Consider the following 23,718-nt stretch of genomic DNA (forward strand, 5'->3'; position numbering starts at 1 on the left):
ACGATCCTCGTCACCAGGGCCGCGACCTCGTGATGGGCCCTGCGCGCCGCACCGGAGACGAGGGCGCCCACGCGGATCGTTGCCGCGCGGGCGCTGCCATGCCGTCCGTTCGGACGTACGGGGCTCAGCCCGCCGCGGGTCCCGCCGCTTCCGCCGTGGCCTCTTCGTGCGTACGGTCGGCGATCGCCCGGTGGTGGCGGACGACCTCGCCGATGATGAAGGCGGCCCCGTGATTCGTAGCGAAGCCCCGAGCGGAATGGTGCGACGAAAGCGCCCCGTCCGTTCGCGCCCGGGCGGGGTCCATTTCGGGGCAAGACTAAGCCGGCTGCAACTGCTCCATCACAGACAAGCCCGTACGGGCGAGCACCCCCTCGGCCTCGGCCATCAGCGCCGGGTCCGTCAACCGGAACAGGCCCACGTGCACATTGACGTGGCCGTAAACGGACTTGGCTGTGGTCCCCTGGGGCTGCAAATTGCGGACCGACTGGTGCACGTCCAGTTCCCAGCTGGCCGTCGGGATGTTGAGCTGCCCCCGCTTCGGTGTCACCCGGGCGCTCCAGCCGAGGCAGGCGAGCCAGGAACCGTATGCATTGGGGCCCTTGGGTCCGTAACCGCTGGGCTCGTGGCGTGCCGCCACATCCATGAGCGACGGTGTGCCGTCCACCAGGTCAGGCCGCGGGACCACCCCGAGAACGGCGTCCACTCCACCCTCACCCGATTCGGCATACGCGACGATGCACCGGCCCATCGGTCCATTGTGCAGCTCTGACCAGCGGTGCAGTAGCGGAAATACCGTAACCCGACTGGTGTCGGACATGCCCCGTGCCATGTGTGCTCCTCCTTGGAAGGCCCCGCGCCAGTCTTCCGGCGCGGGGCCGATTCACCTACTCGATCAACGGGCGTGCCAGATGATCAGTTGTCGCCATAGCCCTGCGAGGGGTTCCCCTCCTGGCCGTCAGAGCCGGACCCGGTCTCGCCCTGCGAGTTCTCCTCATCGCCGTGCTTGACCACGTCGAGGCGGTACCGCATGCTGCACCTCCAGGTGCTTGATCGGCGCGGGGTCCATCCCCGCGTCGGTGTGCACTTGCGGGGCCTCCAGCGGAGGCCCGACCCGTCCCGGCCGAGCAGTCCGGCCAAGGAAGATTCGGCCGGGGCGGGGGTCTTGTCGCCGGCCACCGCGGTGAGGTGCGCGGCGGTCGGCGGGCCCGCGGCGCCGACGACGGGGGACGTCTACGCCGCGGGGTCTCAAGGGCGAAGCCGTCTCGGCTCGCCGGGGGAACGAACGCCGGCGCGTCGTGCGAGCACGCGTGCGACGCCGTCTGGGAGTGGGGGCCCGGCCGGGAAATGGGCGCAGGCACCGCAGCACGTGACCGTCCTCGCGGGCCCGGTCGCGGTGTCGACCTCCACGACACGCAGGTTGAGGGTGGAGCCGCAGGCGCACTGGCTATCCACAGCCGTCACCACCCGCGATGCTGCCGACGACAATCACGAAGGAGATGGCAACGAGCCACGTCCAGTACACGAGGATGCGGCGCTGGCGGGGCGTCACGGGGCCGTCGCCGCGGTGTGCATGGCCAGCAGGTACTGACAGTCACGGGCGGCGCCGGCCACCTGTGAGTGGGCCGCGAGCGTGTCAGGTCGTAGCGACTGTCCCGCCCGCTCGGCGATCCCGACCAGCCGGGCGGCCACCATGTGCGTGAGACCGCTGTCCTGCGGCAGCCGGGCCTGATCCGCACGCACCAGGGGGAGGAGGAGCGCGATGTGCCCCCGCAGGTCCTCCTGTGCAGCGGCGAGTTCGTCCAGCTCGGGCCGGGCGGCACCGAGGCGCAGCGCCCGACGGATCATCGCGCTGATGGTCTCGGCATCGATCGGAAGAGTGGGTGCAAGCCGCTGTTCGGCGCCCGGTTCGGCGCGCGAAATCACTGCGGCCTCCGGTTCCGGTGCGGCAGACAAGCCACGATGAACCAGACGCGAATGCCGCCACGGTCATCGACCGGAGTGGCAACTGACCCAGCTGGCGTGAGAGTGCTGTGAGCTGCGCCGCACCAATAGCACGCCTCGCCATGCAGCCGGACGATACTCACGTCGGGTTCTGCGAGCGGAATGTTAGGCGGAGCGTTCGTTACAGTCACGGTCTCTCCCTGCGCCGGTGGGCTCAGGAAGAGGCTCGCCCCACGGGTACCCCTCAAGTACCCCTGTGAGGGGTACCTCTCAGGCGCCCGCCCCGGCGTGACACCACTCGGCGAAGTTCGACAAGCTCTCGGCATCCGCGCGCTTCAGCCGGCGCAGAGTGGCCGCGTCCTCCCGAACCCACCGATGTTCCCGGGCGTGCTGCGGAGCAATCCGACGCGCTACCTTCAGCGACTCGAACGCCGCATCCGGTCGGCCTGACCACAGCTGCGCCCGCCCCAGCTCGATATAGAAACCCGACCGCCGCTCGGCCGGCAGGTCCCGCGGTGGCGCCCACTCGCGTGCCAACTTCAGCGCCCTGCCCAGGTGGGCATCCCCGAGGCTGACCGCCACAGATACCTCGTGGATGCGGACACTGTCCGGGCCGAAGGCCGTGCCGCTGTACACGTCCTCCGCAACCTCGTCGCCGAGGACGCGTGCGGCGTCGAGGTGCGTCTCTGCCGAGTCGCCGTCACCAGCCCGGCCCGCGATCACAGCAGCACGCATGTGCAGGGCGCCACGGGCAGCAACCGCCTCCGGCACCGAAGTCCTCAGCGCCTGCTGGTCCGCGGCGAGTTCGAGGGCACGCAACCCAGCAGCATGCGCCCTGGCGGCGAAGAACGTTTCCGTCCGAACGTACGCCGTCGTCGCGTCCACCACCGGGTCATCCGCCTGCCCGGCAGCCCACCGCATTACGTCGATCAGGCGGGCCGACAGGTCTCGGGCGCCATACTTGTAGGCGACCGCGTCCGCGGCCCGGCATGCGTCCACCAACAACCGGGCGACGGCGGGGCGGTCGCCCGGTGCTGCTCCCTGCAACGCACGACACAACTCAGCCAGCAGATCCGGCACAGCACGAGCCACGCGCACATACTGTGCACCGAGCCGCCACGCGACGACTGAGGCGACCGCCTCAGTGAGGGTCGGCAGTGAGCGGCACGGCCCGTCGCCGGGTACGTCATAGGTCGCAAGTACCGAGGAGAGCCCCGGCATGGCCCGGTGTACGCGCTCGTCAGGGCGCTCCTTGTCGGGCAGCAGACGGGCCGGGTCGATGTCGAGCGCATCAGCGATGGCATCCAGGACGGCGTCGGATACGCCGCGTTCACCGCGCTCGACCTTCCGGATGGTGCCCAGACCGACGCCGGCGGCGCGTGCCAAGTCGACCTGGGTGAGGCTGGCGATGCGGCGTTCGTAGGCGATGCGGGGGCCTACCCCGCGATACACGATGCTGGGCATACTGGTCTCCGTTCGGTGCAGCCACTCCGAACCGTACCCGCGCCGTCACGCTCCGGGAACGCAGACGGCTCCCGCCCGCATCTCGTGGGCGGGGCCGTCCCGTTGACGCCTACAGGGAGTGCACCACGTCCACCAGGTCCGTCAGGCTCGCGACCCGGGCGTCAGCGGCCTGCGCGTCCTCGCTGTCCGCCCACAGATGCCCGAGCGGGCCACGGCGCAGGTGGGCCGTACGGAGCCCGGCGCGAGCCGCTGGCAGCACGTCATTCTGCGGGTGATCGCCGACGTACAGCACCTCGCCCGCCGGGACCTGAGCCAGCTCGATGATGCGCGTGAAGAACGCCTCTGCCGGCTTGGCCACGCCCCACTCCCCGGACGTGGCCACCGCGTCCACCGGCAGGTCGAGAGCCCGGAGCAGCTCCGCCGCCCGCGCAGTCTGGTTGCCAGCCACAACCACGCGAATGCCAACGTCCCGGAGCGCGGCGAGGGCTGGCCGGACGTCCGCGTACAGATCGGACTCGCTGAGCGCCTCACCGCGGCCTGCCTTCTCCATCGCGGCTCGCTCGGCTTCAACGTCGATGCCCGGACGTACAAGACGAAGCGCGTCCGCGTTGTCCCGGCCTTGCGCCACCACTGCACCGACCAGAGCCGACAGCGTGTGCCGGTTCACGCCGAGCCAGTCGGCCCACGCGCCCCACCCGCGGTCATCGCTGATGAGGGTTTCGCCGACGTCGAATGCCACTGCACGGATCATGCGAACAGCCTAAGGGCGACCAATCCGTGTGCGTTTGTCGGTGCCTGCCCGTACGATTCGCGGCATGGCGACCACCTGCGTCCCCGACGCCCGCCGCTAACCGCGCGATACGCGATCTGCGCCGATCAGGCGAGAAAGTTGCCGGGGTCGTGGCACTCGGGCCGGGTGACGGCATCTCCCAGGTATCCCCCAAATGATCACTCAGCAGCCGCTGGAGTCCCGTCGCTCGACTCATCGTTGCTGGTAGAGGCTTGATGCGCGATTGCCTTATGGTGTCGCACCACTTCGCCGATGATGAAGTTGAGGAACTTCTCGGCGAAGGCCGGGTCCAGCTTGGCGTCCTCGGCCAGTCGGCGCAGCCGCTCGATCTGCGCGGCCTCCCGGGCCGGGTCGGCGGGCGGCAGGCTGTGCCGCGCCTTGAGCTCGCCGACCTGCTGGGTGCACTTGAAGCGCTCGGCGAGCAGATGCACCAGGGCGGCGTCGAGGTTGTCGATGCTGCCGCGCAGGTAAAGCAGCCGCTCACGGGCCGCCTCGTCGGCAACGGAGGCCGCTTCGCCGGCCGCCGGTGCGGTCCCTTCGCTCATGTGCGTCTCGCCATTCGTGGTCGGTCGGGTGCCCGGTGCGGTGTCCTGCTTCGGGTACGTCATGCCTGATCGGCTGCACATTACCCGGACGAAGGCCGGTGACCTGGGCTGGTCTCGCGGATCGGACCGAATGGCCGGGACCGGGCCGGGCGGCGCCGGAGTTGTGCGCCGGCGGCGCCTGGCGCTACGCCCGGTAGCGGGATCCCCCACAGATCCCGCCACCGGGCCGTTTCGCGCGGGGCCGCGGCAATGGCCGACCCCGGATGCGGGGCGCTGACCGGGCCCCGGCTCAAGCACCTACCCACACCGCGGCCCGGCCATCCCTCCGTCTTCCATTGATTCGTGCTCTTCGTCGGCACCACACCGGCCGCGGCAGGGAACATCGACCCGTACCGCACCCCGCCGACCGGCCCCGACCTGGCCCCGGCCTCCCCCACCAGCCTGCCGCCCGGCGCCCTCGCCCCTGCCTGGCACGCCCATCTCGCCCATGTGGCACGCGAGTTGCTGCTGCCGTACTGGGGCGGGCCGATCCGGCTGACGCCGCGCGAAGAGTGCGTCGGCCGGCCCGTGTACGACTTCACGAGGCGGCGCACCACCGCACCCGGCAGTGCAGGAGAATGAGAACGTCGAGGTCACCTCGCCCCCCACGGCCACCGGTGACCCACGGCGATCCGTATCAGGGGCCGCTTCGGCCCTCGGCACATACAGCACCGGGACCACGCCGGACCGGTGCGGACGGGACTGATCAGACATGGGACGGGTCACCGAGCGACGCCGCGTCATCCGCATCCGCGACGGTGCCGTGAGCACCCGCCCGGACACCCTGGTCGCCGAGGAGCCGCTGGAGATCCGGGTCGGCGGCAAGCCGCTGGCGATCACCATGCGCACCCCCGGTGACGACTTCGCGCTCGCCGCCGGCTTCCTCGTCAGCGAGGGCGTCCTGGCGAGCGCCGACGAACTGGCGAACATCGTCTACTGCGCGGGGGCCACCGAGGGGGGCGCCGCCGGCCCGGACGAAGCCGGGAACGGGGGCGGGAGCAACAGCTACAACGTGGTCGATGTCCGGCTCGCGGACGGGGTGCCGGTCCCGGACATCAGCCTGGAACGCCATGTCTATACGACCTCGTCGTGCGGGCTGTGCGGCAAGGCCAGTCTGGACGCCGTCCGCACCACCGCCCGCTGGACCCTGGACACCTCCCCCGACACCCCGGTCCGGATCGCCCCGGAGACGCTGAGCGCCCTCCCCGACCGACTGCGGGCGGCCCAGCGGGTGTTCGAGCGGACGGGGGGTCTGCATGCCGCGGCGCTGTTCACGGCGGACGGTGAGCTGCTGGACATCCGGGAGGACGTGGGGCGGCACAACGCCGTTGACAAGATCGTCGGGCGGGCGCTGCAACAGGGGCGGCTGCCGCTGTCCTCCTGCGTGCTGATGGTCTCCGGCCGGGCGTCGTTCGAGCTGGCGCAGAAGGCGGTGATGGCGGGCATTCCGGTGCTGGCCGCGGTATCGGCGCCGTCCTCGCTCGCCGTCGATCTGGCCGTCGAGACCGGGCTGACCCTGGTCGGGTTTCTGCGTGGCGCCTCCATGAACGTGTACGCGGGTGAGCACCGGATCGCCCTGGACGCGGCGGCCACCACGGGCTGAGGCGCGCCCGGCACGGCCGGCGGCCGCGCGTCACCCCGCCGGCAGCGCGATCCGGGTCAGCAGCGCGATCAGCTGCTCGCGTTCGGCGGGGGTCAGGGCCGCGGTCAGCTCCGCGTTGGCCTCGTCGCCGAGCTGCTGGGTGCGGCGCAGCCGCTGCCGGCCGTCGGCGGAGATCTCGACGGCGTTCTTGCGCCGGTCCTTGGGGTCGGGGGTGCGGGTCACCAGCCCGTCCCGCTGGAGGTCGTTGACGATCGCGACCATGTCCTTGGGGTCGATGGCCAGCGTCCGGCCGAGCTCCGCCTGGGAGACCGGACCGAGTTCGGCGACCGCCGAGAGAACGGCGTGATGCATCATCCGCATGCCTTCGGCGGCCAGCGCGTCGGCGACCAGGCGGTGCCCGCGGGCGGCGGCGCGGCCCAGCAGCCAGCTGGGGAGCGCGCGGATACGGCTGGGGGCGTAGGGAGTGTCGGCCATGGGGCCACCGTACCGAGAAACCCATTGGATGGCCCAACGAAAAACCATTGGCAGGTCCAAGGGTTTCTGTTTATCGTTGGGGTACCCAATGAAGCGCGCCGGTGCCCACCGGCCGACGAACCCGGAGGTGCTGCCCATGCGCCGCGTCCGATTCCATTCCTACGGCGGTCCCGACGTGCTGCGGGTCGAGGAGGCGGCGGCGCCGGTGCCCGGCCCGGGGGAACTCCTGGTGCGCACCGAGGCCATCGGCGTCACGCTGCCGTGCGTACGGCGGGTGCGCGGCGACGGCAACGGCGGCGGCGATCCGCTGCCCGCCATGCCCGGCGGCGAGATCGCCGGTACGGTCGTCGCGCTCGGCCCGGACGTCACCGGCTTCGCCCCCGGCGACCGCGTCACCTCGCTCACCCTCACCGGCTCGTACACCGAACTCGCCCTCGCCCCCGCCTTTCTGGCGAGCCGGATACCGGACGGGGCGAGCGCCGTGCAGGCGGTGGCGCTGGTGCGCAGCGGGCATGTCGCACTCGCCGTGCTCAGCACCGCCGCGCCACAGGGCGCCGAATCCGTACTGATCACCGGCGCGGCCAGCGGCACCGGGCATCTCGCCGTCCAACTGGCCAAGCTCCAGGGGGTGCCACGGGTGGTGGCCGCCGTCAGCTCGGCCGCCAAGGCGGAGTTCCTCCGCGGGCTGGGGGCCGATGAGGTGGTGACGTACGACCAGGAGTCCTGGGGCGCGCCGGTCGACATCGTGCTGGACGGTGTCGGGGGTGAGCTGCTGCCGCGCGCCCTGGCCGCGCTGGCCCCCGGCGGCCGGCTGATCTTCTTCAACTCCGGTGGCGGCACGGTCCCGGCGTATGAGCTGCTGGCCGGCGCCAAGACGATCACCGGGCTGACGATGCGCCACTTCTCCACCGTCCACCGGGAGCTGTACGAGGAGCACCGGGCGCGGCTGTGGGAGCTGGCCGGCTCCGGCCGGCTGCGGGCCGCCGTCCATGCCGAACTGCCGCTGGCCGAGGCCGCGAAGGCGCACGAGATCATCGAGGCCAGGGCCAACCTCGGAAAGGTGGTGCTGCGCCCGTGAGGCCCGGCGGGCGCATCCGGCGGATTCGGGGCACCTGGCCCACGCGGCACTCCCGGCCCCCGTACCGCAGCCGGCGCTCCCGGCGCACCCGGCGCAGTGCCTGCGGGCCGGGAGAGTGAATTCCGGCTGCGGCACGGAGAACTGACGCAGGCTCCTTGTCGCGCTCCGCACGCGGCAGTAGCTTCCGTCGCGATGCACACATAGGACGTGGGATGTCCTGATGACCCGACGCCGATGCCTCGAAGGGCAGGCCGGACCATGACGTCAGTTCTCCGCGCACACCCCAGCCCCCGCAGCAGACCCCGCCGCCGTGCCGCGGCCCTGCTCGCCGCACTGACCGCCACAGCCCTCGCCCTCCTGCCGGCCGCCCCCGTCCATGCCGCACCGGACGGCGCGCCGGGCACCCCCGCCGGCGGCTTCGACCAGCAGATCCTCTTCAAAGCCGCCCAGGACCCGGGCTACTACTGCTTCCGTATACCGGCCGTCGTACAGTCCACGCGGGGCACTCTGCTCGCCTTCGCCGAGGGCCGGCGGCACGACTGTGGCGACGCGGGCGATATCGACCTCGTCCTCAAACGCTCCACCGACGGCGGCCGTACCTGGGGACCGCTCCAGGTCATCAACCACGGCGACGGTGACACCCACGGCAACCCGGCGCCCATCGTGGACCGCCGCACCGGCCGGATCGTGCTCGCCGAGACCTACAACAAGGGCCGCACCGACGGCCTCAGCTGCGATGTCCCCTGTGATCGCACCCCGCACCTCCAGTACAGCGACGACGACGGCGCGACCTGGTCCGCGCCCCGTGACCTGACCGCCGCCATCCGCCCCCCGCAGTGGAACTCCTGGTACGCCACCGGCCCCGTGCACGGCATCCAGCTCACCCGTGGACGGCATGCGGGCCGGCTGGTGTTCAGCGTGAACGCCGAGAGCTACGCGGACCACCGGGTCACCGCCAACCACGCCGCCCTGATCCACAGCGACGACGGCGGCACCACCTGGAAGGTCGGCGCGCTGGACAGCTGGCCCGTCGCGGTCGACGGGACGTTCCGTCAGAAGCCCTCGGAGATGACCCTCCTGGAACGCTCCGACGGCTCCCTCTACGTCAACGGCCGCGAACAGGACGGCACCGACCTGGGCCATCGCACCGCGGCGGTCAGCCGGGACGGCGGCGACTCCTTCGCCGCACCGTTCCGCGCCCTCCCCGGCCTCTACACGCCGATGGTGCAGGGCTCGGCGCTCCGTCTGCCGCACCCGCGCACCGGCCGCGGCCGCACCCTGTTCGCGGCCCCCGCGGACCCCGACCGGCGCCGGACCATGACCATCCGCTCGTCCTACGACGAGGGCCGCACCTGGGAGGGCGTCGACCGCGGCGCCCGGGTCACCACCGACTGGTCCGGCTACTCCGATCTGGTCGCCATCTCCGGCGAGGTCACCGGCCTGATGTACGAGGGCGGTGCGGTCGACGCCCGGGACGAGATCCGCTTCGCCCGCTTCACCGAGGACTGGCTCGGCCCGCGGCGCGCCCCGGACCCCACGACCCGCGACACCGCCCCCGGCGCCCGGCCGGCGCTCGTCCTGGGCGGCGCCCGCGGCACCGACGGCCGCTTCGGGCGGGCACTGTCCTTCGACGGCGCCGACGATGCGGTACGCCTCCCCTTCCGCCGCGCCCTGCCCCTGGGGACCCACGACTTCACCAGCAGCCTGTGGTTCCGCTACGACGCCACCACCGGCGAACAGCCGCTGCTGTGGATGGGCGGGGTGGGCGCCAGGGCCCCGCAGGTCGCGATCTCCGGCGACCCCGCCCATCACCGGATCGTCGCCCGTATCACCGCCGTCGACGGCGCCCAGCCGGCCGCCGGAGCCCAGGCGGTGACCAACTCCGCCTACAACGACGGAAGTTGGCACCATCTGTCGCTGCGCCGTAGTGGCGGCCGGCTGCTGCTCTCGGTGGACGGGGACGAGACCACCGTCGTCGCCGATGTCCCCGGGTCGGTCAGCCGCGGCTCGGTCTTCGGCGTTCACCTCGGCCAGAAGCCCGACAGCCGGGTCCAGTTCACCGGCGCGCTGGACGAGGTACGTGTCTACCGGCGGGCCCTGTCCGACGCCGAGCTGTCCCGCCTACGTACCGAGAACGCTCCGGCGAGCGGCCCGCTGGTCCTGGGACTGTCGCTGGACCGGGTACGCGGGGGCGCCAAGAACTGATCGGCGCGGCGGACGAAGCCAGGGCCTGTCCGGACGTCAACGCGCCGGGCAGGCCCTGGATTTGCCGCATGGGCCGGGCGGACTCGCGAGGCCCGGCACGCGGGCTTCCGCTGAGCCGGATCGGCTCCAGGAGCGGTCCGATCCCGTTCCGGCCCTACGGCCGCGCCCCGCTCACCGCCATGTCCCCCGCGGTCTCCGCCGCCGGGCTTGCCCCAGCGGCGGCCGCCACCGCCGGCTCCGGTGGCGCGGTCCTCGCGAAGCGCTTCGCGAGGACCGCGCACACCATCAACTGCATCTGGTGGAACACCATCAGCGGCAGCACCGCGAGCCCGGCCTGTGCGCCGAACAGGACGCTGGCCATCGGTAGGCCGGCCGCCAGGCTCTTCTTGGAGCCGGCGAAGGTGATCGCGATCCGGTCCGCCCGGTGGAAGCCGAGCCGCTTCGAGCCGTACCAGGTGACGGACAGCATCACCGCGAGCAGGACGGCCTCCACCCCCAGCAGGCACAGCAGCCGCAGCGCGGAGACCTGGTGCCAGATGCCCTGGACCACACCGGCGCTGAAGGCGGCGTAGACGACGAGCAGGATCGAGCCGCGGTCCACCCGGCCGAGGGCCTTCTTGTGCCGGGTGAGCCGGTCGCCGAGCCACCGCCGCAGCAACTGCCCGGCGAGGAACGGCAACAGGAGCCGGCAGACGATCGAGACCAGTGAGCCGGCGGAGAAGCCGCCGCCGTTCCCGTGCAGGACCAGGCCGGCCAGCAGCGGGGTGACGACGATGCCGACGAGGCTGGAGAACGAGCCGGCGCAGATCGCCGCCGCGACATTGCCGCGGGCCAGGGAGGTGAAGGCGATGGAGGACTGGATCGTGGACGGCACCAGGCACAGGAACAGCAGGCCGGTGTAGAGGGTGGGCGGCAGGACCTGCGGGACCAGCGCGCGGGCGGCCAGGCCGAGCACCGGGAAGAGCAGGAAGGTGCAGGCCAGAACGGCGAGATGGAGCCGCCAGTGGCGCAGGCCGTCCATGGACTCGCGGGTCGAGAGCCGGGCGCCGTAGAGGAAGAAGAGCAGCGCGACGGCTCCGGTGGCGGCCCCCTCGGCGGCGGTGGCGGCCGGCCCGCGGGCGGGCAGCAGCGCGGCCAGGGCGACGGTGCCCACCAGTGCCAGGAGGTAGCCGTCCACGGGCAGCCGGGACGGGAGCTTGGGCAGAGGGGGGCGGCGCATGGTCTCTCTTCGGTCGTTCGGGGGCTCGGGGCAGGGGGCACGCACAGGGGCACGGTGGCCGGTGCGGGTTCCTCCAGGGTGCCGTGACCTGCGGCCATCGGGAACCCTGTTTACTGTGGTCACTGTGATGCCGGTCCGCGATAAGCGGTCGTCGGCACCGCCGTAGGGGCCGCAGCCCCTGGGACCGGCCAGGGACGGAGAGCCATGTTCGAACCCGCCCAGTTGCGCACCTTTCTCGCCGTGGCGCAGACGCTGAGCTTCACCCAGGCCGCGCACCGGCTCGGGCTGCGGCAGTCCACGGTGAGCCAGCACGTACGGAAGCTGGAGGCGGCCGCCGGGCGCCGGCTGTTCGCCCGCGACACCCATGCCGTGGAGCTGACCGAGGACGGCGAGGCGATGCTCGGCTTCGCCCGCACGATCCTGGAGGCGAACGAGCGCGCCGCGAGCTTCTTCGCGGGCACCCGGCTGCGCGGCAGGCTCCGCTTCGGGGCCTCCGAGGACTTCGTGCTGACCCGTATGCCGGAGGTCCTCGAAGAGTTCCGGCGGGAGCACCCCGAGGTCGATCTGGAGCTGACCGTCGAGCTGTCGGGGACCCTGCACGAGCTGCTGGCGGCCGGCCGGCTGGATCTGGTGCTCGCCAAGCGGCGCCCGGAGGACACACACGGACGGCTGGTCTGGCGCGACCGGCTGGTGTGGGTGGGAGCCGAGCGGCTGCGCCTCGATCCGCAGCGCCCGGTGCCGCTGGTCGTCTACCCGCCGCCCGCACTGACCCGCGCCCGGGCGCTGGAGGCGCTGGAGCGGGCGGGCCGGGAGTGGCGCATCGCGTGCACCAGCGGAAGCCTCAACGGACTGATTGCCGCAACCAGGGCAGGTCTGGGCGTAATGGCACATACGAGAGGCATGATCCCGCCAGGCTTGGCCAAGATTCAGCCACGTGCCGGACTTCCGGAACTGGGCGGCGTGGATTTCGTTCTTGTGTACGGACAGCGCGACCGCGCGGCGCGGGGCCCGGCGGAAGCGCTCGCCGAGGCGATCCTCGCGGGCGGCGACCGCCTCCAGCTCCCCTGATCCACGGCGGCGTTCCGGACAGGTCGGCCGATCCGGCGTCACGTGCAGAGATTTGGTGCAGATATGGTCCCGGCGCCGTGATCGTCCGGCGTTGAACCAGCTGCCCCCTGTCCCTGCTTCTCCGAAGTCACCCGATTTCTCCAGTTGGTCATTTCCCGCGCGGCCGCGTTCGCGACGTGGTACGGCTCTGCCGGATGCCGTCACGGTGGGGTACGGTCGCGGCCTTGTGAGCAACACCACGAGGAGCTGGGTCATTGCGCGAGTTCACCGTCCCGCCTTTGGCGACCGCGCCCCGGGTCGGCGGGCTGGCGGATGCCGTCTACGAGCATGCCGATTCCGATCCCGACCGGGTCGCCCTGGCGCGTAAGGACGACGCGGGGGACTGGCAGAACGTCACCTCCGGACAGTTCCGGGACGAAGTTCTCGCCCTGGCCAAGGGCCTGCTGGCCCAGGGGGTCCGGTTCGGTGACCGGGTCGGCATCATGTCGCGTACCCGCTACGAGTGGACCCTGTTCGACTTCGCGCTGTGGTCCATCGGCGTCCAGTCCGTACCGCTGTATCCGACCTCGTCGGCGGAGCAGGTCTTCTGGATGCTGCACGACGCGGGCGTCTCGGCGTGCCTGGTGGAGCACGAGGACCATGCGATGACCATCGGCTCGGTCATCGACCGGCTTCCGCAGATGCGCAAGCTGTGGCAGCTGGACGCCGACCCGGTGGCCGAACTGACCGCGGCCGGTGCACACATCGAGGACGATGTCGTCCACCGCCACCGGATGGCCGTCACCCCGGACGCCACGGCGACGATCATCTACACCTCCGGCACCACCGGCCGCCCCAAGGGCTGTCTGATCACCCACGCCAACTTCATGGCCGAGTCCGACAACATCGTGCTGCGCTACGAGACGGTCTTCCACTCCAAGCCGGGCGACGAGGCGGCCACCCTGCTGTTCCTTCCGCTGGCCCATGTCTTCGGGCGGATGGTGCAGGTCGCCGCGATCCGTGGCCGGGTCAAGCTGGGCCACCAGCCCGAGCTGGCGGCCCGTGCGCTGCTGCCCGACCTCCAGACCTTCCGGCCCACCTTCATCCTGGCGGTGCCATACATCTTCGAGAAGGTCTTCGCCGCGGCCCGGCGCCGGGCGGAGGCGGACGGCAAGGTGGGGCCGTTCGACAAGGCCGTCGAGATCGCGGTCCGTTATGCCGAGGCGCAGGAGAACAAAGCCTTCGGGACCGGCTCCGGCCCCGGTGCCTCACTGCGGATGCAGCACCAGTTCTTCGACAAGGTCGTCTACAGCAAGGTCCGTACGGCGATGGGCGGCCGGATGCGGTACGCGATGTCCGGCGGCTCGGCGATGGAGCGCCGGCTCGGGCTGTTCTTCGCCGGTGCCGGTGTGCGGATCTTCGAGGGCTACGGCCTGACGGAGAGCACGGCGGCCGCCACCGCCAACCCGCCCGAGCGGACCCGCTTCGGCTCCGTCGGCACCCCCATCCCCGGCACCACCGTCCACATCGCCGAGGACGGCGAGATCTGGCTCTACGGCGGCCAGGTCTTCCACGGCTACCACAACGACCCCAAGGCCACCGATGCCGTGCTGCACGACGGCTGGTTCGCCACCGGCGACCTGGGCGCGCTGGACGAGGACGGCTATCTGACGATCACCGGCCGCAAGAAGGAGGTCCTGGTGACCTCCGGCGGCAAGACAGTCTCGCCGGTGGGCCTGGAGGAGCGGGTGCGGGCTCATCCGCTGGTCGCCCAGTGCATCGTGGTCGGCAACGACCGGCCGTTCATCGCCGCGCTGGTGACCCTGGACCCGGAGGCGGTCACCCACTGGCTGGCCATGCGCGGCAAGCCGGAGATGCCACCCACCGACCTGGTGCGCGACCCGGACCTGGAGACCGAGATCCGGCGCGCCGTCGTCGCCGCCAACACCCTGGTCTCCCAGGCCGAGTCGATCCGTACGTTCCGGATACTGGCCAACCAGTTCAGCGAGGAACACGGGCTGCTGACCCCGTCGTTGAAGCTCAAGCGCAAGGCGATCGAGACGGCCTACACGGTCGAGGTGGACGCGCTGTACCAGACGTGACCGGGGCACCCGGGGCGCCGGTCGGCACTGCGGCGCTCCCCCGTCCGGCACGGCGCTCCCCCGTCCGGCACGGCGCTCCCCCGTCCGGCGGAGCGGGATCGTCCGCCGGACGGACGCCGGCCGCGCCACCGGCGGCGAGGCTCCTGCCATGGATAACCGCCGTCTCACACTCCTCGGCCGGCTCGCGGTCGCCGCCTGTGTCCCGTACCTCACCCTCAAGCTGCTGTGGGTGCTGGGCTTCGACATCGGCGTCATGGACACCCACCGCGTCGGCCGCGCCGCCTGGGTGACGGCCAATGTCCTCACCTTCCTCCTGGACGCCGTCGCCGCCGTAGTGGCCCACACCCTCACCCGCCCGGCCGGCCTCCGTACCCCGGCCTGGCTGCTGGCCTTCCCGTTGTGGATGGCGTCCGGACTGCTCATCCCCCTGATGACCGGGCTCGCCGGCGGCAGCGTCACCGCCCTGGTCACCGGCGCCGCCCACCCGCTGGCCACCGGCGACTTCCTCGCCCCCTGGGTCTTCGGCGTGGTCTACGGCGGCTTCGCCGTCGAGGCCGTCACCCTGCTCGGCGCCTTCGGGCTGTACGCACATCAGCGCTGGGGCGGCCTGCTGCGCCGCCCGCTGCACGCGCTGCCGGACACCGGCACCCGGGCGATGCAGCGGATCTTCCTGCTGCCCGCCGCGGTGCTGCTCGCGGCGCTGGGCACCGTTCACGTGCTGTGGGGCGCGGGCTCGACGCCGGGTGTCACGGCGACCGATGCGGCCGCCCGTACGGTCATCAGCTCCGCGTCGGACTGGGCCGCCGGCCTGCTCTCCCTCGCCGGCGCGGCCGGGCTGGTGCTCCTGGTGCTGCCGGGCCTGCTGCCCCGGCTCCGGGTGCGTACGCCGCTGTTCCTGGCCTGGTGCGGCAGTGCCGCGGCGTTCGCCTGTGGCGGCTGCCTGTGGCTCGGGCAAGCGGTGGCCGACGGCTTCTCCCCCGGCGCCGCCGCGGTCCCCGAGGGGCTCCCGGGCCTGGCCGGCGCCCTGGAGCTGTGCGCCGGACTCGTGGTGCTGTGCGCCGGGTCGTTCGCGCTCTGCGAACTCACCGCCGCGCCGCGACCCGCTGCACACCCGCGTCCGGGGGCCGGTCAGGCGGCCCCACGCACGGCGCGGCCACAGAAACGCTCCGCGCTGCGCGCATCCCGTCCCGCCGGCCGGGAATGCGCGACGACGGATGATCGTTGACATCCGGGAAGAAGAAAGCCGACGTAAGGATCGATTCCCCCGTGAGCAAGGTTCCGTCCATCACGCTCAACAACGGCGTCGCGATGCCGCAGCTCGGCTATGGCGTCTGGCAGGTCGAGGACGAGCAGGCGTCCATCGCCGTCGGCCAGGCCCTGGACGCCGGGTACCGCAGCATCGACACCGCGATGATCTACGGCAACGAAGAGGGCACCGGCAAGGCGCTCGCCGCCTCCGGCATCGCCCGTGACGAACTCTTCGTCACGACCAAGCTCTGGAATGCCGACCAAGGCCATGACGCGACGCTGCGCGCGTTCGACACCTCCCTCGCCAAGCTCGGCCTGGAGTACGTGGACCTGTATCTGATCCACTGGCCGCTCCCGGCCCGGGACACGTACATCGAGACGTACCAGGCCCTGGAGAAGATCTACGCGGACGGCCGCGCCAAGGCCATCGGGGTCTCCAACTTCCTGCCCGAGCACCTGGAACGGCTGCTGGGCGAGACCTCCATCGTCCCGGCCGTCAACCAGATCGAGCTGCACCCGCAGTTCCCGCAGGCCGCCTCCCGCGCCTTCCACGCCCGGCACAACATCGTCACCGAGGCATGGTCGCCGATCGGCCAGGGCAAGGGCCTCCTGGAGCACCCGACGCTCGTGGAGCTCGCCGCCAAGCACGGCAAGACCCCGGCCCAGGTCGTGCTGCGCTGGCACATCCAGCTCGGCAATGTCGCCATCCCGAAGTCCGTCACCCCCTCGCGCATCGCCGAGAACATCGACATCTTCGACTTCGAGCTGGACGACGCGGACCTCACCGCGCTCGCCGGCCTGGACACCGGCACCCGCCTCGGCCCGGACCCGGCCGCCTTCGACGTGGTCTGATCCGCCGCCCGTATCGGCGCCGCCCGGCTGCTCCGGGCGGCGCCGAGTCGTACCCGAGTGGCGGGCTCGGCGGACGGCGGTGACTGTGGAGGGTGAGTGTGGGGTGGCTCCCGCGGCGTGCCGACCGGGGCCGCGACCCCTCCGCGTTCTGCTCCTCCCGTATGCCTGAACGGCGGGAGGTGCCCCATCGAGGAGGCCCTGATGCCTGAAGTCACAGCTCCCTACCAGCCCGGGACGCCCTGCTGGATCGACCTCGCGGCCCCTGACCAGCAAGCGGCCATCGACTTCTACTCCCAGGTCTTCGGGTGGACCGGAGAGATCGGGCCCCCGGAGACCGGCGGCTATGCGGTCTGTGAGCTCAACGGCAAGCCGGTCGCCGGAATCATGGCCGCGGTCGAGATGGGCGGCCAGCCCGCACCGCCGACCGTGTGGACCACCTATCTGGCGGCCGCCGACGCGGACGCCACCTCCGAAGCGGTGCGGGGGGCCGACGGCACGGTCCTGATGCCCGTCATGGACGTGATGACGCTCGGCCGGATGTGTATCGCGGCCGACCCCACGGGAGCGGTGTTCGGCGTCTGGCAGCCCAGGGACTTCCCCGGCGCCGGCATCGTCAACGAGCACGGCGCGCTGATCTGGAACGAGCTCAACACCACCGACCCGTCGGCCGCCGCCGCGTTCTACAAGTCGGCCCTCGGCATCGAGAGCTCCCCCATGGAGGGCGCCGACAACTACTACGCCCTCCAGGTGAACGACCGTCCGGTGGGCGGGATGCAGCCGATGTCGGAGCAGATGCCGGCCGACACCCCCTCGCACTGGCTGGCGTACTTCTCGGTGGCGGACACCGATGAGACGGTCGAGAAGGTGACCGCGGCCGGCGGCGCGGCGCTACAGCGGCCCTTCGACATGATCGCCGGCCGGATGGCCGTGGTGAGCGACCCGCAGGGCGCGACCTTCGCCGTCATCACTCCCAAGCCGATGAACCAGGGCTGATCCGGGCCGGGACGGCCGCTCGGGACCGTGCGGCTCGGGACCGTGCGGCTCGGGCCCCTGCGGAAGGCGTAGCGGCGCGGCGGTCGCCGGGTGGTGGGCCAGGGCCGGTTCGCCCTGACCCACCACCGGACCGGCCCGGCTACGCCCGCGCCGTGTGGACGGTCTGCGCCGACAGGAAGAAGGCGTCGGGGCGGCGGGTGAACCCGGCGGGGTCCTCGGGGTCGGTGAGGCGGGCCAGGGCGGTGCGGTCGGCCTCGTCGAGGCGGTCGCCGTACATCTCGCGCGCACGGGTCAGGGTGGCCACGACGTGGGCGCGGGCTTCGGCGGACAGCGGGGCCGGCAGATCCAGCAGGAAGCTGCGGGTGCCCGGCGCGCGCAGACCGGCGTCGGCGAGGAAGGCCGGCCAGTCCTCGATCTCGTCGACGGTGTCCGGCAGCGCCGCCCGCATCTCGCTGAACCACTCCTCGCTGGCCGCGTCGAGCCGGGACTGGAGCCCCGGGCGGCCGAGGCCGAGGTCGCGCGGCAGGAAACGCGGGGTGAGGCCGCCCTCGGCGAGGGCGAGCAGTCCGCCGGGCCGCAGATGACCGGCCAGGGCGGCGACCGCGGCACGCTGGTCACCGACATGGTGCAGGGCCTTGCTCGACCAGATGAGATCGGCGCCGCCGAGGGCGTCCAGTCCGTCCGGGACCTCGGCGAGTTCCGTGTGGACCCGGCCGGCGAGGCCCAGGCGCGCGGCCCGGTCGCGGGCCCGCTCCAGGAGTGCCTCGGTGGCATCCACCGCCACCACCTCGGCGTCGGGGAAGGCACGGGCCAGCAGACAGCTGACGACGCCGGGCCCGCTGCCGATGTCGAGCACCCTGCGCACTCCGCCGGGGGCGGCCTCGCGCAGCCAGGACGCGGCCTGTTCATAGACCGGCGTGTACAGCTCGGCGCCCCGTTCGAGGTCCGGGCCGAGCATCTCCCAGTCGGGGTGGACGCTGTCGTGCGGGTGGTGGTGCCCGGGTCCGGGACGGTCGTGGTCGCTCATGCCTCGAGCCTCCGTGACGGGTGGTGCGCGTGCAATCCTGCGGGCCGGCGGCCCCACGTTCCCCCGGGAGAAGGGGTGATCGTAGGGTCTTGGCCTGTGGCTACTCCGGGATGGATGCCGCCGACGGATACCGAGCGGCGGCTGTGCGAAGCAACGGCGCGTGGGGACTGGGACGGTCAGGTCGCGGCGATCGCCGGTGAGGATCTGTACCTGGCGGTTCCGCAGCAGGGTCAGGACCCGCTGCCCGTCTACGACGACCCGGCGGCGGGTGCGAAATGCATTCCCGTCCTGACCCGCGGCATGCTGCCGCCGTGGCAGCCGCAGCAGTTCTTCGACCGGGTCTCGGTGGAGGAACTGGCGCAGGACTGGCCGAACGACAAGTGGCGGCTCGCGGTGAACCCCGGGACGCCGTGCGCCGCGTATCTGGCCGCGTCGCCCGGCCACCGCGCCGGCTGGCTGCGGGTCCGCGCCCAGGTCGGGGTGCGGCCCGGCGGACTGCTCGTCACGCACTACGGCAGTCCGCTGCACGGACCCGTCGCGCAGGGGCTGGCGTGCGGTGCGCCGATCGCGGTGCACCACAGCGTGCCGTGGAACGAACTCGGTACGGCCTTCCTCGACCATGCCGCGGACGCCCAGACCCTGCGCGACCAGTGGTCGGTGACCGACCCCGCCACCTGGCAGCAGCGGCTGGACCAGCTGCTCGGCGGGCAGTTCGTACCGGCGGAGACCGAGGCGGCGCTGCGCGCCCGGGCCCGGGAGGCCGGGGCCCCGGAGGACGCGGACGGCACGGAGCCGGAGACCGCGGGCTCCCCGGGCGCCGCACAACCGCCTGCCGTCCCCGAGCTCGTGACCCGCTACGAGGAACGGTTCCGCGCGGACGGGCTGCTGCCGGCCGACGGCCGGGTGGTGTCCCTGGTGGCGCTGGACCTGGCGCATGCCGTCGGTCTCGTCCGCTGGGGCCTGGGCGCCCGGCTGTGCGCACCGCACCAGGCCGAGCAGGCCGTGCAGCAGGCCGCCGCGCGGGCCCGGGAGGCGTACGGCTCGTGGGAGGAGTTCGCCGCGGGCTATGCCCTGGGCCGGATGCTGGCGTTCGACAACGGCTGGTTCGGGCCGCAGTACGCGGAGACGGTGCATCTGCACCGGGTGCTCGCCCAGGACCCGTATTCGCCGTGGCGCGGGCTGCCCTTCGCCTGACGGGCGGGGCGTCCGGCTGACGGGCGGGCGCCCTCGACCGGCGCCCCGGGCGGCGCCGTTCGGTGTAGACGTAGGGCATGGATGTAGCGATCTGCCTGTTCAGCTCCGATCTGCGGCTGCACGATCAGCCGGTGCTGCATGCCGCGCTGCGCGCCGCGCGCCGGGTGGTACCGCTGTTCGTCGTCGACACGGGCATCGCCGACGCCGGGTTCGTGGTGCCCAACCGGGCCGCCTTTCTGGCCGATGCGCTGGCGGATCTCGATGCGGGGCTGCGTGAACGGGGCGGTCGGCTGGTCATCCGTACGGGGGACGTCGTCACCGAGACCTGCCGGGTGGCGGCGGAGACCGGGGCCGGGGAGGTGCACCTCGCGGCCGGGGTGAGCGGCTATGCGCTGCGCAGGGAGCGCCGGTTGCGGGCGGAGCTGGCGTCGGCGGGGCGTGCCCTGGTGGTCCATGACGCGGTGATCACGGCGCTGGCGCCCGGCGCGGTGCTGCCCTCCGGTCCGGGCAAGGACCACTTCGCGGTCTTCACCCCGTACTTCCGGCGCTGGCAGGCGGCGGGGCGGCGGTCGGTGCTGCCCGCGCCCCGCGCGGTACGGGTCCCCGCCGAGGTGCGGTCCGAGGACCTGCCGTCCGCGCGGGTGCTGTGCCCGGACGGCACGCCGTCGCCCGCGCTGCCGGAGGGCGGCGAACGGGCGGGGCGCCGCCGGTTCGGGGCCTGGCAGCGGTCGGGCATGGCCGACTACCAGGACCGGCAGGACGATCTGCCGGGCGATGCCACCTCGCGGCTGTCGCCGTATCTGCACTTCGGATGCCTCTCACCGGTGGAGCTGGTGCACAAGGCGTCGGCCCGCCGGGACGCCGGTGCCGAGGCGTTCGTACGCCAGCTGGCCTGGCGGGACTTCCACCATCAGGTGCTGGCGGCCCGTCCCGACGCGGCGCGCGCCGACTACCGTGCGCGGGGCGACCGCTGGCGCTTCGACCGCGCCGAGGTGACGGCCTGGAAGGAGGGCCGTACCGGCTATCCGGTGGTCGATGCGGGGATGCGGCAGCTGCTGCACGAGGGGTGGCTGCACAACCGGGCCCGGATGCTGGTGGCGAGCTTTCTGACCAAGACGCTGTACGTGGACTGGCGGGTGGGCGCGCGGCACTTCCTGGATCTGCTGGTGGACGGCGATCTGGCGAACAACCAGCTCAACTGGCAGTGGGTGGCCGGCACCGGCACCGACACCCGGCCCAACCGGGTGCTGAACCCCCTCGTCCAGGCCCGGCGGTTCGATCCCCGGGGCGACTACGTACGGCGCTGGGTGCCGGAGCTCGCGGGGCTCGCGGGCGCGGCGGTGCACCGGCCCTGGAAGCTGTCCGGGCCCGAGCGGGCGGCCTACGACTACCCGGATCCGGTGCTGGACCTGGCGGACGGGCTGGTGCGGTTCCAGCGGGCACGCGGGCTGGACTGAGCGGGGCACCGGCCGGCCGGGTGTCGTGAGCGGCGTCCGGGGCGGGAGATGATGCAGGGCGGACCGACGGAGAGGACGGATACGACATGGGCGGGAGCGGTATGCGCCGCGGGCTGGACCCGACACAGCTGGACCGGGCACTCGGGGCGGTGGGACCGAGGAAGCCGGCCACGCTGCCGACCTGGGCCCAGATCCGTACCGCGCTGCGCCGTACGCCACTGTCCGTGTGGCACGACGATGTGACGGACTGGGCCGCGAGCCTGACGTACTACTCGGTGCTGGCGCTGCTGCCGTCGCTGATCGTCACGGTGTCGCTGATCGGTCTCGCCGATCCGCCGGCCACCGAACAGCTCATCAACCAGATCAGTTCGCTCGCCCCGGCCGAGTCGGGCCCGACCGTCCACCGGGCGCTGGTCGGGATGGCGCACCAGGAGACCGCGGCATGGGTGGTGCTGAGCGGCGCCCTGATCAGTGCGCTGTGGTCGTCGTGCAGCTATCTGGCGGTGTTCCGCCGCGCGCTGCACGCCATGCACCGCACGAAGGACGACCGGCCGCCGTGGCGCAAGGCGCCGCGCATCCTGTTCACGGCGCTGCTGCTGATGGCGCTGCTGATCAGCAGTGCGGTGGCGCTGCTGGTGAGCGGCCCGATCGCGACCGCGCTGGGCCGGGCCGTGGGGCTCGGCGAGGCGGGCGAGGCGACCTGGAACCTGCTGAAGTGGCCACTGCTGCTGCTCCTGGCCACGGTGCTGGCGATGGTGCTGTTCCGTTCCGGGCCGCCCAGTTCCCGCGGGGTGCGCCGGGCGGCCCCCGGCGGTGTGGTCGCCGTGCTCCTCTGGCTGATCTCCTCCGCCGCCTTCGCCCTCTACGCCTCGTACGTCGGCACCTTCAACCGGCTCTACGGCTCGCTCGCCGGGCCGGTGGTGTTCCTGATCTGGCTGTGGTTCTCCCATCTGTCGCTGCTGTCCGGCGCCCAGTTCAATGTGGAGCTGGCCCGCGCGGGGCGGGTGGTGCGGCCGCGCAGCGGCAGCTGAGCGGCTACGGTCAGCGCACTCCGTGGCCCGGCGCGATGTCCTCGATACGGCGGGCGAGACCGAAGTCGAGGTGGGTGACCCGGCCGCCGATGCTGTGGGTGTTCACCGCGACGCCGACCCGGTTGTAGCCCAGGGTGAGATCGGCATGGTGCCCCAACTCCTCCTGGATCTGCGCGATATGGACGACCATGGCGACGGCCGGGACATGCCCGTGGAAGAGGTAGTGACGGCGCAACGAGTCCCCCTCCACGGACCACCCGGGCAGCTCCGTGAGACGCTCCTCGATCTCCTTCGCACTGAGCGGTTCCACCTGCGCGTTCATCACGCTCACCTCTCGCCGTGTGGGCCGGCCGCCGAGGAGCCGGCTTCCGGTACGTCGCGCGGTCCGGGCAGCCCCGCTGCCGCGGCGGCCGCGCCGTTCCCAGCGTGTCACGCCGGGGGCCCTTTCGCGCGGATGGGCGGGGCGGCAGGCGGCTCTCCGTAGGGGTGGGCCCGCCGCCCTCGGACCGTCCTTGGACCGCCCCCTTCCCGTAGGGGCCGGCCCGCCGCCTCCCGCCCCTCGGCTACCGTCCCTCCCATGACAACTGCTGCGGCGTCCTCGCCGGAGACGACCACGGGTGTGGGCGCGCTGTTGCGCGAATGGCGCGACCGGCGCCGGGTCAGCCAGCTGGAACTGGCGCTGCGCGCCGACTCCTCCGCCCGCCACATCAGCTTCATCGAGACCGGCCGCTCCCGTCCCAGCCAGGAGATGGTGCTCCGGCTCGCCGAACACCTCGACGTCCCCGTACGGGAGCGCAACGCCCTGCTGATCGCGGCGGGCTACGCCCCGACCTTCCCGGAGACCCCGCTGGACGACCCGTCGATGACCGCCCTGCGCGCCGGCATGGAACGGCTGCTGACCGGCTACGAGCCGTTCCCCGCGCTGGTGGTCGACGGGACCTATCAGGTCCAGGCGGCGAACCGCGGGATCACCATGCTGCTGGAGGGCGTCGCCCCGGCGCTGCTGGAGCCACCGCTGAACGCCATGCGGATCACCATGCACCCCGAGGGCCTGGCCCCGCGCATCCGCAACTACCGGGAGTGGCGCGGCCACCTTCTCGCCCAGATGGAGCGGCAGTTGGCCCTGATGCGCTCCGCTCCCCTGCGTGCGCTCTACGACGAGGTGAGCGCCTACCCCTTGCCGCCGGGCGGCCGCGCCTCGGCAGCCCTCGGGGAGCACGTCCCCTTCGCCCTCCCCATGATGATCGAGCACGAAGACACCGTGCTGTCCTTCGTCTCCACCATCGCCACCTTCAACACCCCCATGGATGTGACGGTCTCCGAACTGGCGCTGGAAACCTTCCTGCCGGCCGATCCGGAGACGGCGGCCCATCTGCGGAAGGCGGGACTCTAGGGGCGGGCGCCACCGG

At 72.3% G+C, this 23,718-nt stretch carries 22 protein-coding genes; 13 read left to right on the plus strand and 9 right to left on the minus strand.

Translation table 11 applies throughout. The features are described 5' to 3' along the window. Window positions 1-316 precede the first annotated feature (316 nt). The 5 genes from ACFWJW_RS11900 to ACFWJW_RS11920 form a co-directional block, all read right to left on the minus strand. On the minus strand, window positions 317-748 hold the full coding sequence (locus ACFWJW_RS11900) for a hypothetical protein (RefSeq protein ID WP_387238387.1): 432 nt from the start codon (window positions 746-748) through the stop codon (window positions 317-319). A gap of 797 nt (window positions 749-1,545) precedes the next feature. Further along, entirely contained in the window at window positions 1,546-1,845 is a 300-nt protein-coding gene (locus tag ACFWJW_RS11905; RefSeq protein WP_387238390.1) for a DUF6415 family natural product biosynthesis protein, read from the minus strand. 366 nt (window positions 1,846-2,211) lie between these two features. After that, the gene (locus ACFWJW_RS11910; RefSeq protein ID WP_387238393.1) at window positions 2,212-3,405 is read right to left on the minus strand and encodes a helix-turn-helix domain-containing protein; all 1,194 of its coding nucleotides are present in this window, start codon (window positions 3,403-3,405) and stop codon (window positions 2,212-2,214) included. A 109-nt stretch (window positions 3,406-3,514) separates the two neighbouring features. Beyond that, a complete protein-coding gene (locus ACFWJW_RS11915) occupies window positions 3,515-4,156 on the minus strand; it encodes an HAD family hydrolase (protein WP_387238396.1) in 642 nt (213 codons plus the stop codon). A gap of 197 nt (window positions 4,157-4,353) precedes the next feature. Beyond that, window positions 4,354-4,740 carry a chorismate mutase gene (locus ACFWJW_RS11920; RefSeq protein ID WP_387238606.1) on the minus strand — a complete coding sequence of 129 codons (387 nt, stop codon included), beginning with the start codon at window positions 4,738-4,740 and terminating at the stop codon, window positions 4,354-4,356. A 342-nt stretch (window positions 4,741-5,082) separates the two neighbouring features. Here ACFWJW_RS11920 and ACFWJW_RS11925 point away from each other — a divergent pair, with 342 nt between their 5' ends. Both ACFWJW_RS11925 and fdhD read left to right on the plus strand, forming a co-directional pair. Then, entirely contained in the window at window positions 5,083-5,361 is a 279-nt protein-coding gene (locus ACFWJW_RS11925) for a hypothetical protein (RefSeq protein WP_387238398.1), read from the plus strand. A gap of 130 nt (window positions 5,362-5,491) precedes the next feature. Beyond that, window positions 5,492-6,382 (plus strand): formate dehydrogenase accessory sulfurtransferase FdhD, encoded by an 891-nt coding sequence (fdhD, locus tag ACFWJW_RS11930; RefSeq protein WP_387238401.1) that lies wholly within the window; start codon window positions 5,492-5,494, stop codon window positions 6,380-6,382. 30 nt (window positions 6,383-6,412) lie between these two features. Here the strand turns inward: fdhD and ACFWJW_RS11935 are convergent, their stop codons facing one another. Continuing rightward, entirely contained in the window at window positions 6,413-6,856 is a 444-nt protein-coding gene (locus ACFWJW_RS11935; protein ID WP_387238404.1) for a MarR family winged helix-turn-helix transcriptional regulator, read from the minus strand. Between the two features lie 136 nt (window positions 6,857-6,992). Between ACFWJW_RS11935 and ACFWJW_RS11940 the strand changes: the two genes are divergently transcribed. Both ACFWJW_RS11940 and ACFWJW_RS11945 read left to right on the plus strand, forming a co-directional pair. Then, window positions 6,993-7,934 carry a zinc-binding alcohol dehydrogenase family protein gene (locus tag ACFWJW_RS11940; RefSeq protein ID WP_387238407.1) on the plus strand — a complete coding sequence of 314 codons (942 nt, stop codon included), beginning with the start codon at window positions 6,993-6,995 and terminating at the stop codon, window positions 7,932-7,934. A 258-nt stretch (window positions 7,935-8,192) separates the two neighbouring features. Beyond that, window positions 8,193-10,139, plus strand: coding sequence for an exo-alpha-sialidase (locus tag ACFWJW_RS11945; RefSeq protein WP_387238410.1), 1,947 nt, complete (start codon window positions 8,193-8,195; stop codon window positions 10,137-10,139). Window positions 10,140-10,293: 154 nt separating this feature from the next. Here ACFWJW_RS11945 and ACFWJW_RS11950 read toward each other — a convergent pair whose 3' ends face one another. Next, window positions 10,294-11,358 (minus strand): bile acid:sodium symporter family protein, encoded by a 1,065-nt coding sequence (locus tag ACFWJW_RS11950; RefSeq protein WP_387238413.1) that lies wholly within the window; start codon window positions 11,356-11,358, stop codon window positions 10,294-10,296. A 204-nt stretch (window positions 11,359-11,562) separates the two neighbouring features. On the opposite strand from ACFWJW_RS11950, the gene ACFWJW_RS11955 reads away from it, so the two are divergent. The 5 genes from ACFWJW_RS11955 to ACFWJW_RS11975 all read left to right on the plus strand — a co-directional run bounded on the left by ACFWJW_RS11955 (window position 11,563) and on the right by ACFWJW_RS11975 (window position 17,600). Further along, on the plus strand, window positions 11,563-12,426 hold the full coding sequence (locus ACFWJW_RS11955; protein WP_387238416.1) for a LysR substrate-binding domain-containing protein: 864 nt from the start codon (window positions 11,563-11,565) through the stop codon (window positions 12,424-12,426). 254 nt (window positions 12,427-12,680) lie between these two features. Next, window positions 12,681-14,507 carry an AMP-dependent synthetase/ligase gene (locus tag ACFWJW_RS11960; protein ID WP_387238419.1) on the plus strand — a complete coding sequence of 609 codons (1,827 nt, stop codon included), beginning with the start codon at window positions 12,681-12,683 and terminating at the stop codon, window positions 14,505-14,507. Window positions 14,508-14,655: 148 nt separating this feature from the next. After that, window positions 14,656-15,732, plus strand: a complete 1,077-nt coding sequence (locus ACFWJW_RS11965; protein WP_387238422.1) for a hypothetical protein — start codon at window positions 14,656-14,658, stop codon at window positions 15,730-15,732. 41 nt (window positions 15,733-15,773) lie between these two features. Beyond that, complete coding sequence (locus tag ACFWJW_RS11970) at window positions 15,774-16,607, plus strand: aldo/keto reductase (RefSeq protein WP_387238425.1); 834 nt, start codon at window positions 15,774-15,776, stop codon at window positions 16,605-16,607. A 201-nt stretch (window positions 16,608-16,808) separates the two neighbouring features. Further along, on the plus strand, window positions 16,809-17,600 hold the full coding sequence (locus ACFWJW_RS11975) for a VOC family protein (RefSeq protein WP_387238428.1): 792 nt from the start codon (window positions 16,809-16,811) through the stop codon (window positions 17,598-17,600). A 139-nt stretch (window positions 17,601-17,739) separates the two neighbouring features. Here the strand turns inward: ACFWJW_RS11975 and ACFWJW_RS11980 are convergent, their stop codons facing one another. Continuing rightward, window positions 17,740-18,627 (minus strand): class I SAM-dependent methyltransferase, encoded by an 888-nt coding sequence (locus ACFWJW_RS11980; RefSeq protein ID WP_387238431.1) that lies wholly within the window; start codon window positions 18,625-18,627, stop codon window positions 17,740-17,742. A 114-nt stretch (window positions 18,628-18,741) separates the two neighbouring features. Between ACFWJW_RS11980 and ACFWJW_RS11985 the strand changes: the two genes are divergently transcribed. The 3 genes from ACFWJW_RS11985 (at window position 18,742) to ACFWJW_RS11995 (ending at window position 22,309) form a co-directional block, all read left to right on the plus strand. After that, complete coding sequence (locus tag ACFWJW_RS11985) at window positions 18,742-19,821, plus strand: DUF1266 domain-containing protein (protein WP_387238434.1); 1,080 nt, start codon at window positions 18,742-18,744, stop codon at window positions 19,819-19,821. Window positions 19,822-19,898: 77 nt separating this feature from the next. After that, window positions 19,899-21,278: a cryptochrome/photolyase family protein gene (locus tag ACFWJW_RS11990; protein WP_387238437.1), complete on the plus strand. Its 1,380-nt coding sequence runs from the start codon at window positions 19,899-19,901 to the stop codon at window positions 21,276-21,278. An 86-nt stretch (window positions 21,279-21,364) separates the two neighbouring features. Next, window positions 21,365-22,309, plus strand: coding sequence for a YihY/virulence factor BrkB family protein (locus ACFWJW_RS11995; RefSeq protein ID WP_387238440.1), 945 nt, complete (start codon window positions 21,365-21,367; stop codon window positions 22,307-22,309). Between the two features lie 10 nt (window positions 22,310-22,319). On the opposite strand, the gene ACFWJW_RS12000 is transcribed toward ACFWJW_RS11995, so the two are convergent. Beyond that, on the minus strand, window positions 22,320-22,631 hold the full coding sequence (locus ACFWJW_RS12000) for a 4a-hydroxytetrahydrobiopterin dehydratase (protein ID WP_387238443.1): 312 nt from the start codon (window positions 22,629-22,631) through the stop codon (window positions 22,320-22,322). A 255-nt stretch (window positions 22,632-22,886) separates the two neighbouring features. Between ACFWJW_RS12000 and ACFWJW_RS12005 the strand changes: the two genes are divergently transcribed. Further along, window positions 22,887-23,702, plus strand: coding sequence for a helix-turn-helix domain-containing protein (locus ACFWJW_RS12005; RefSeq protein WP_387238445.1), 816 nt, complete (start codon window positions 22,887-22,889; stop codon window positions 23,700-23,702). The last annotated feature ends 16 nt before the right edge of the window (window positions 23,703-23,718 follow it).

This window comes from Streptomyces sp. NPDC127097, from assembly GCF_042724075.1.
In the GTDB taxonomy this organism is placed as follows: domain Bacteria; phylum Actinomycetota; class Actinomycetes; order Streptomycetales; family Streptomycetaceae; genus Streptomyces.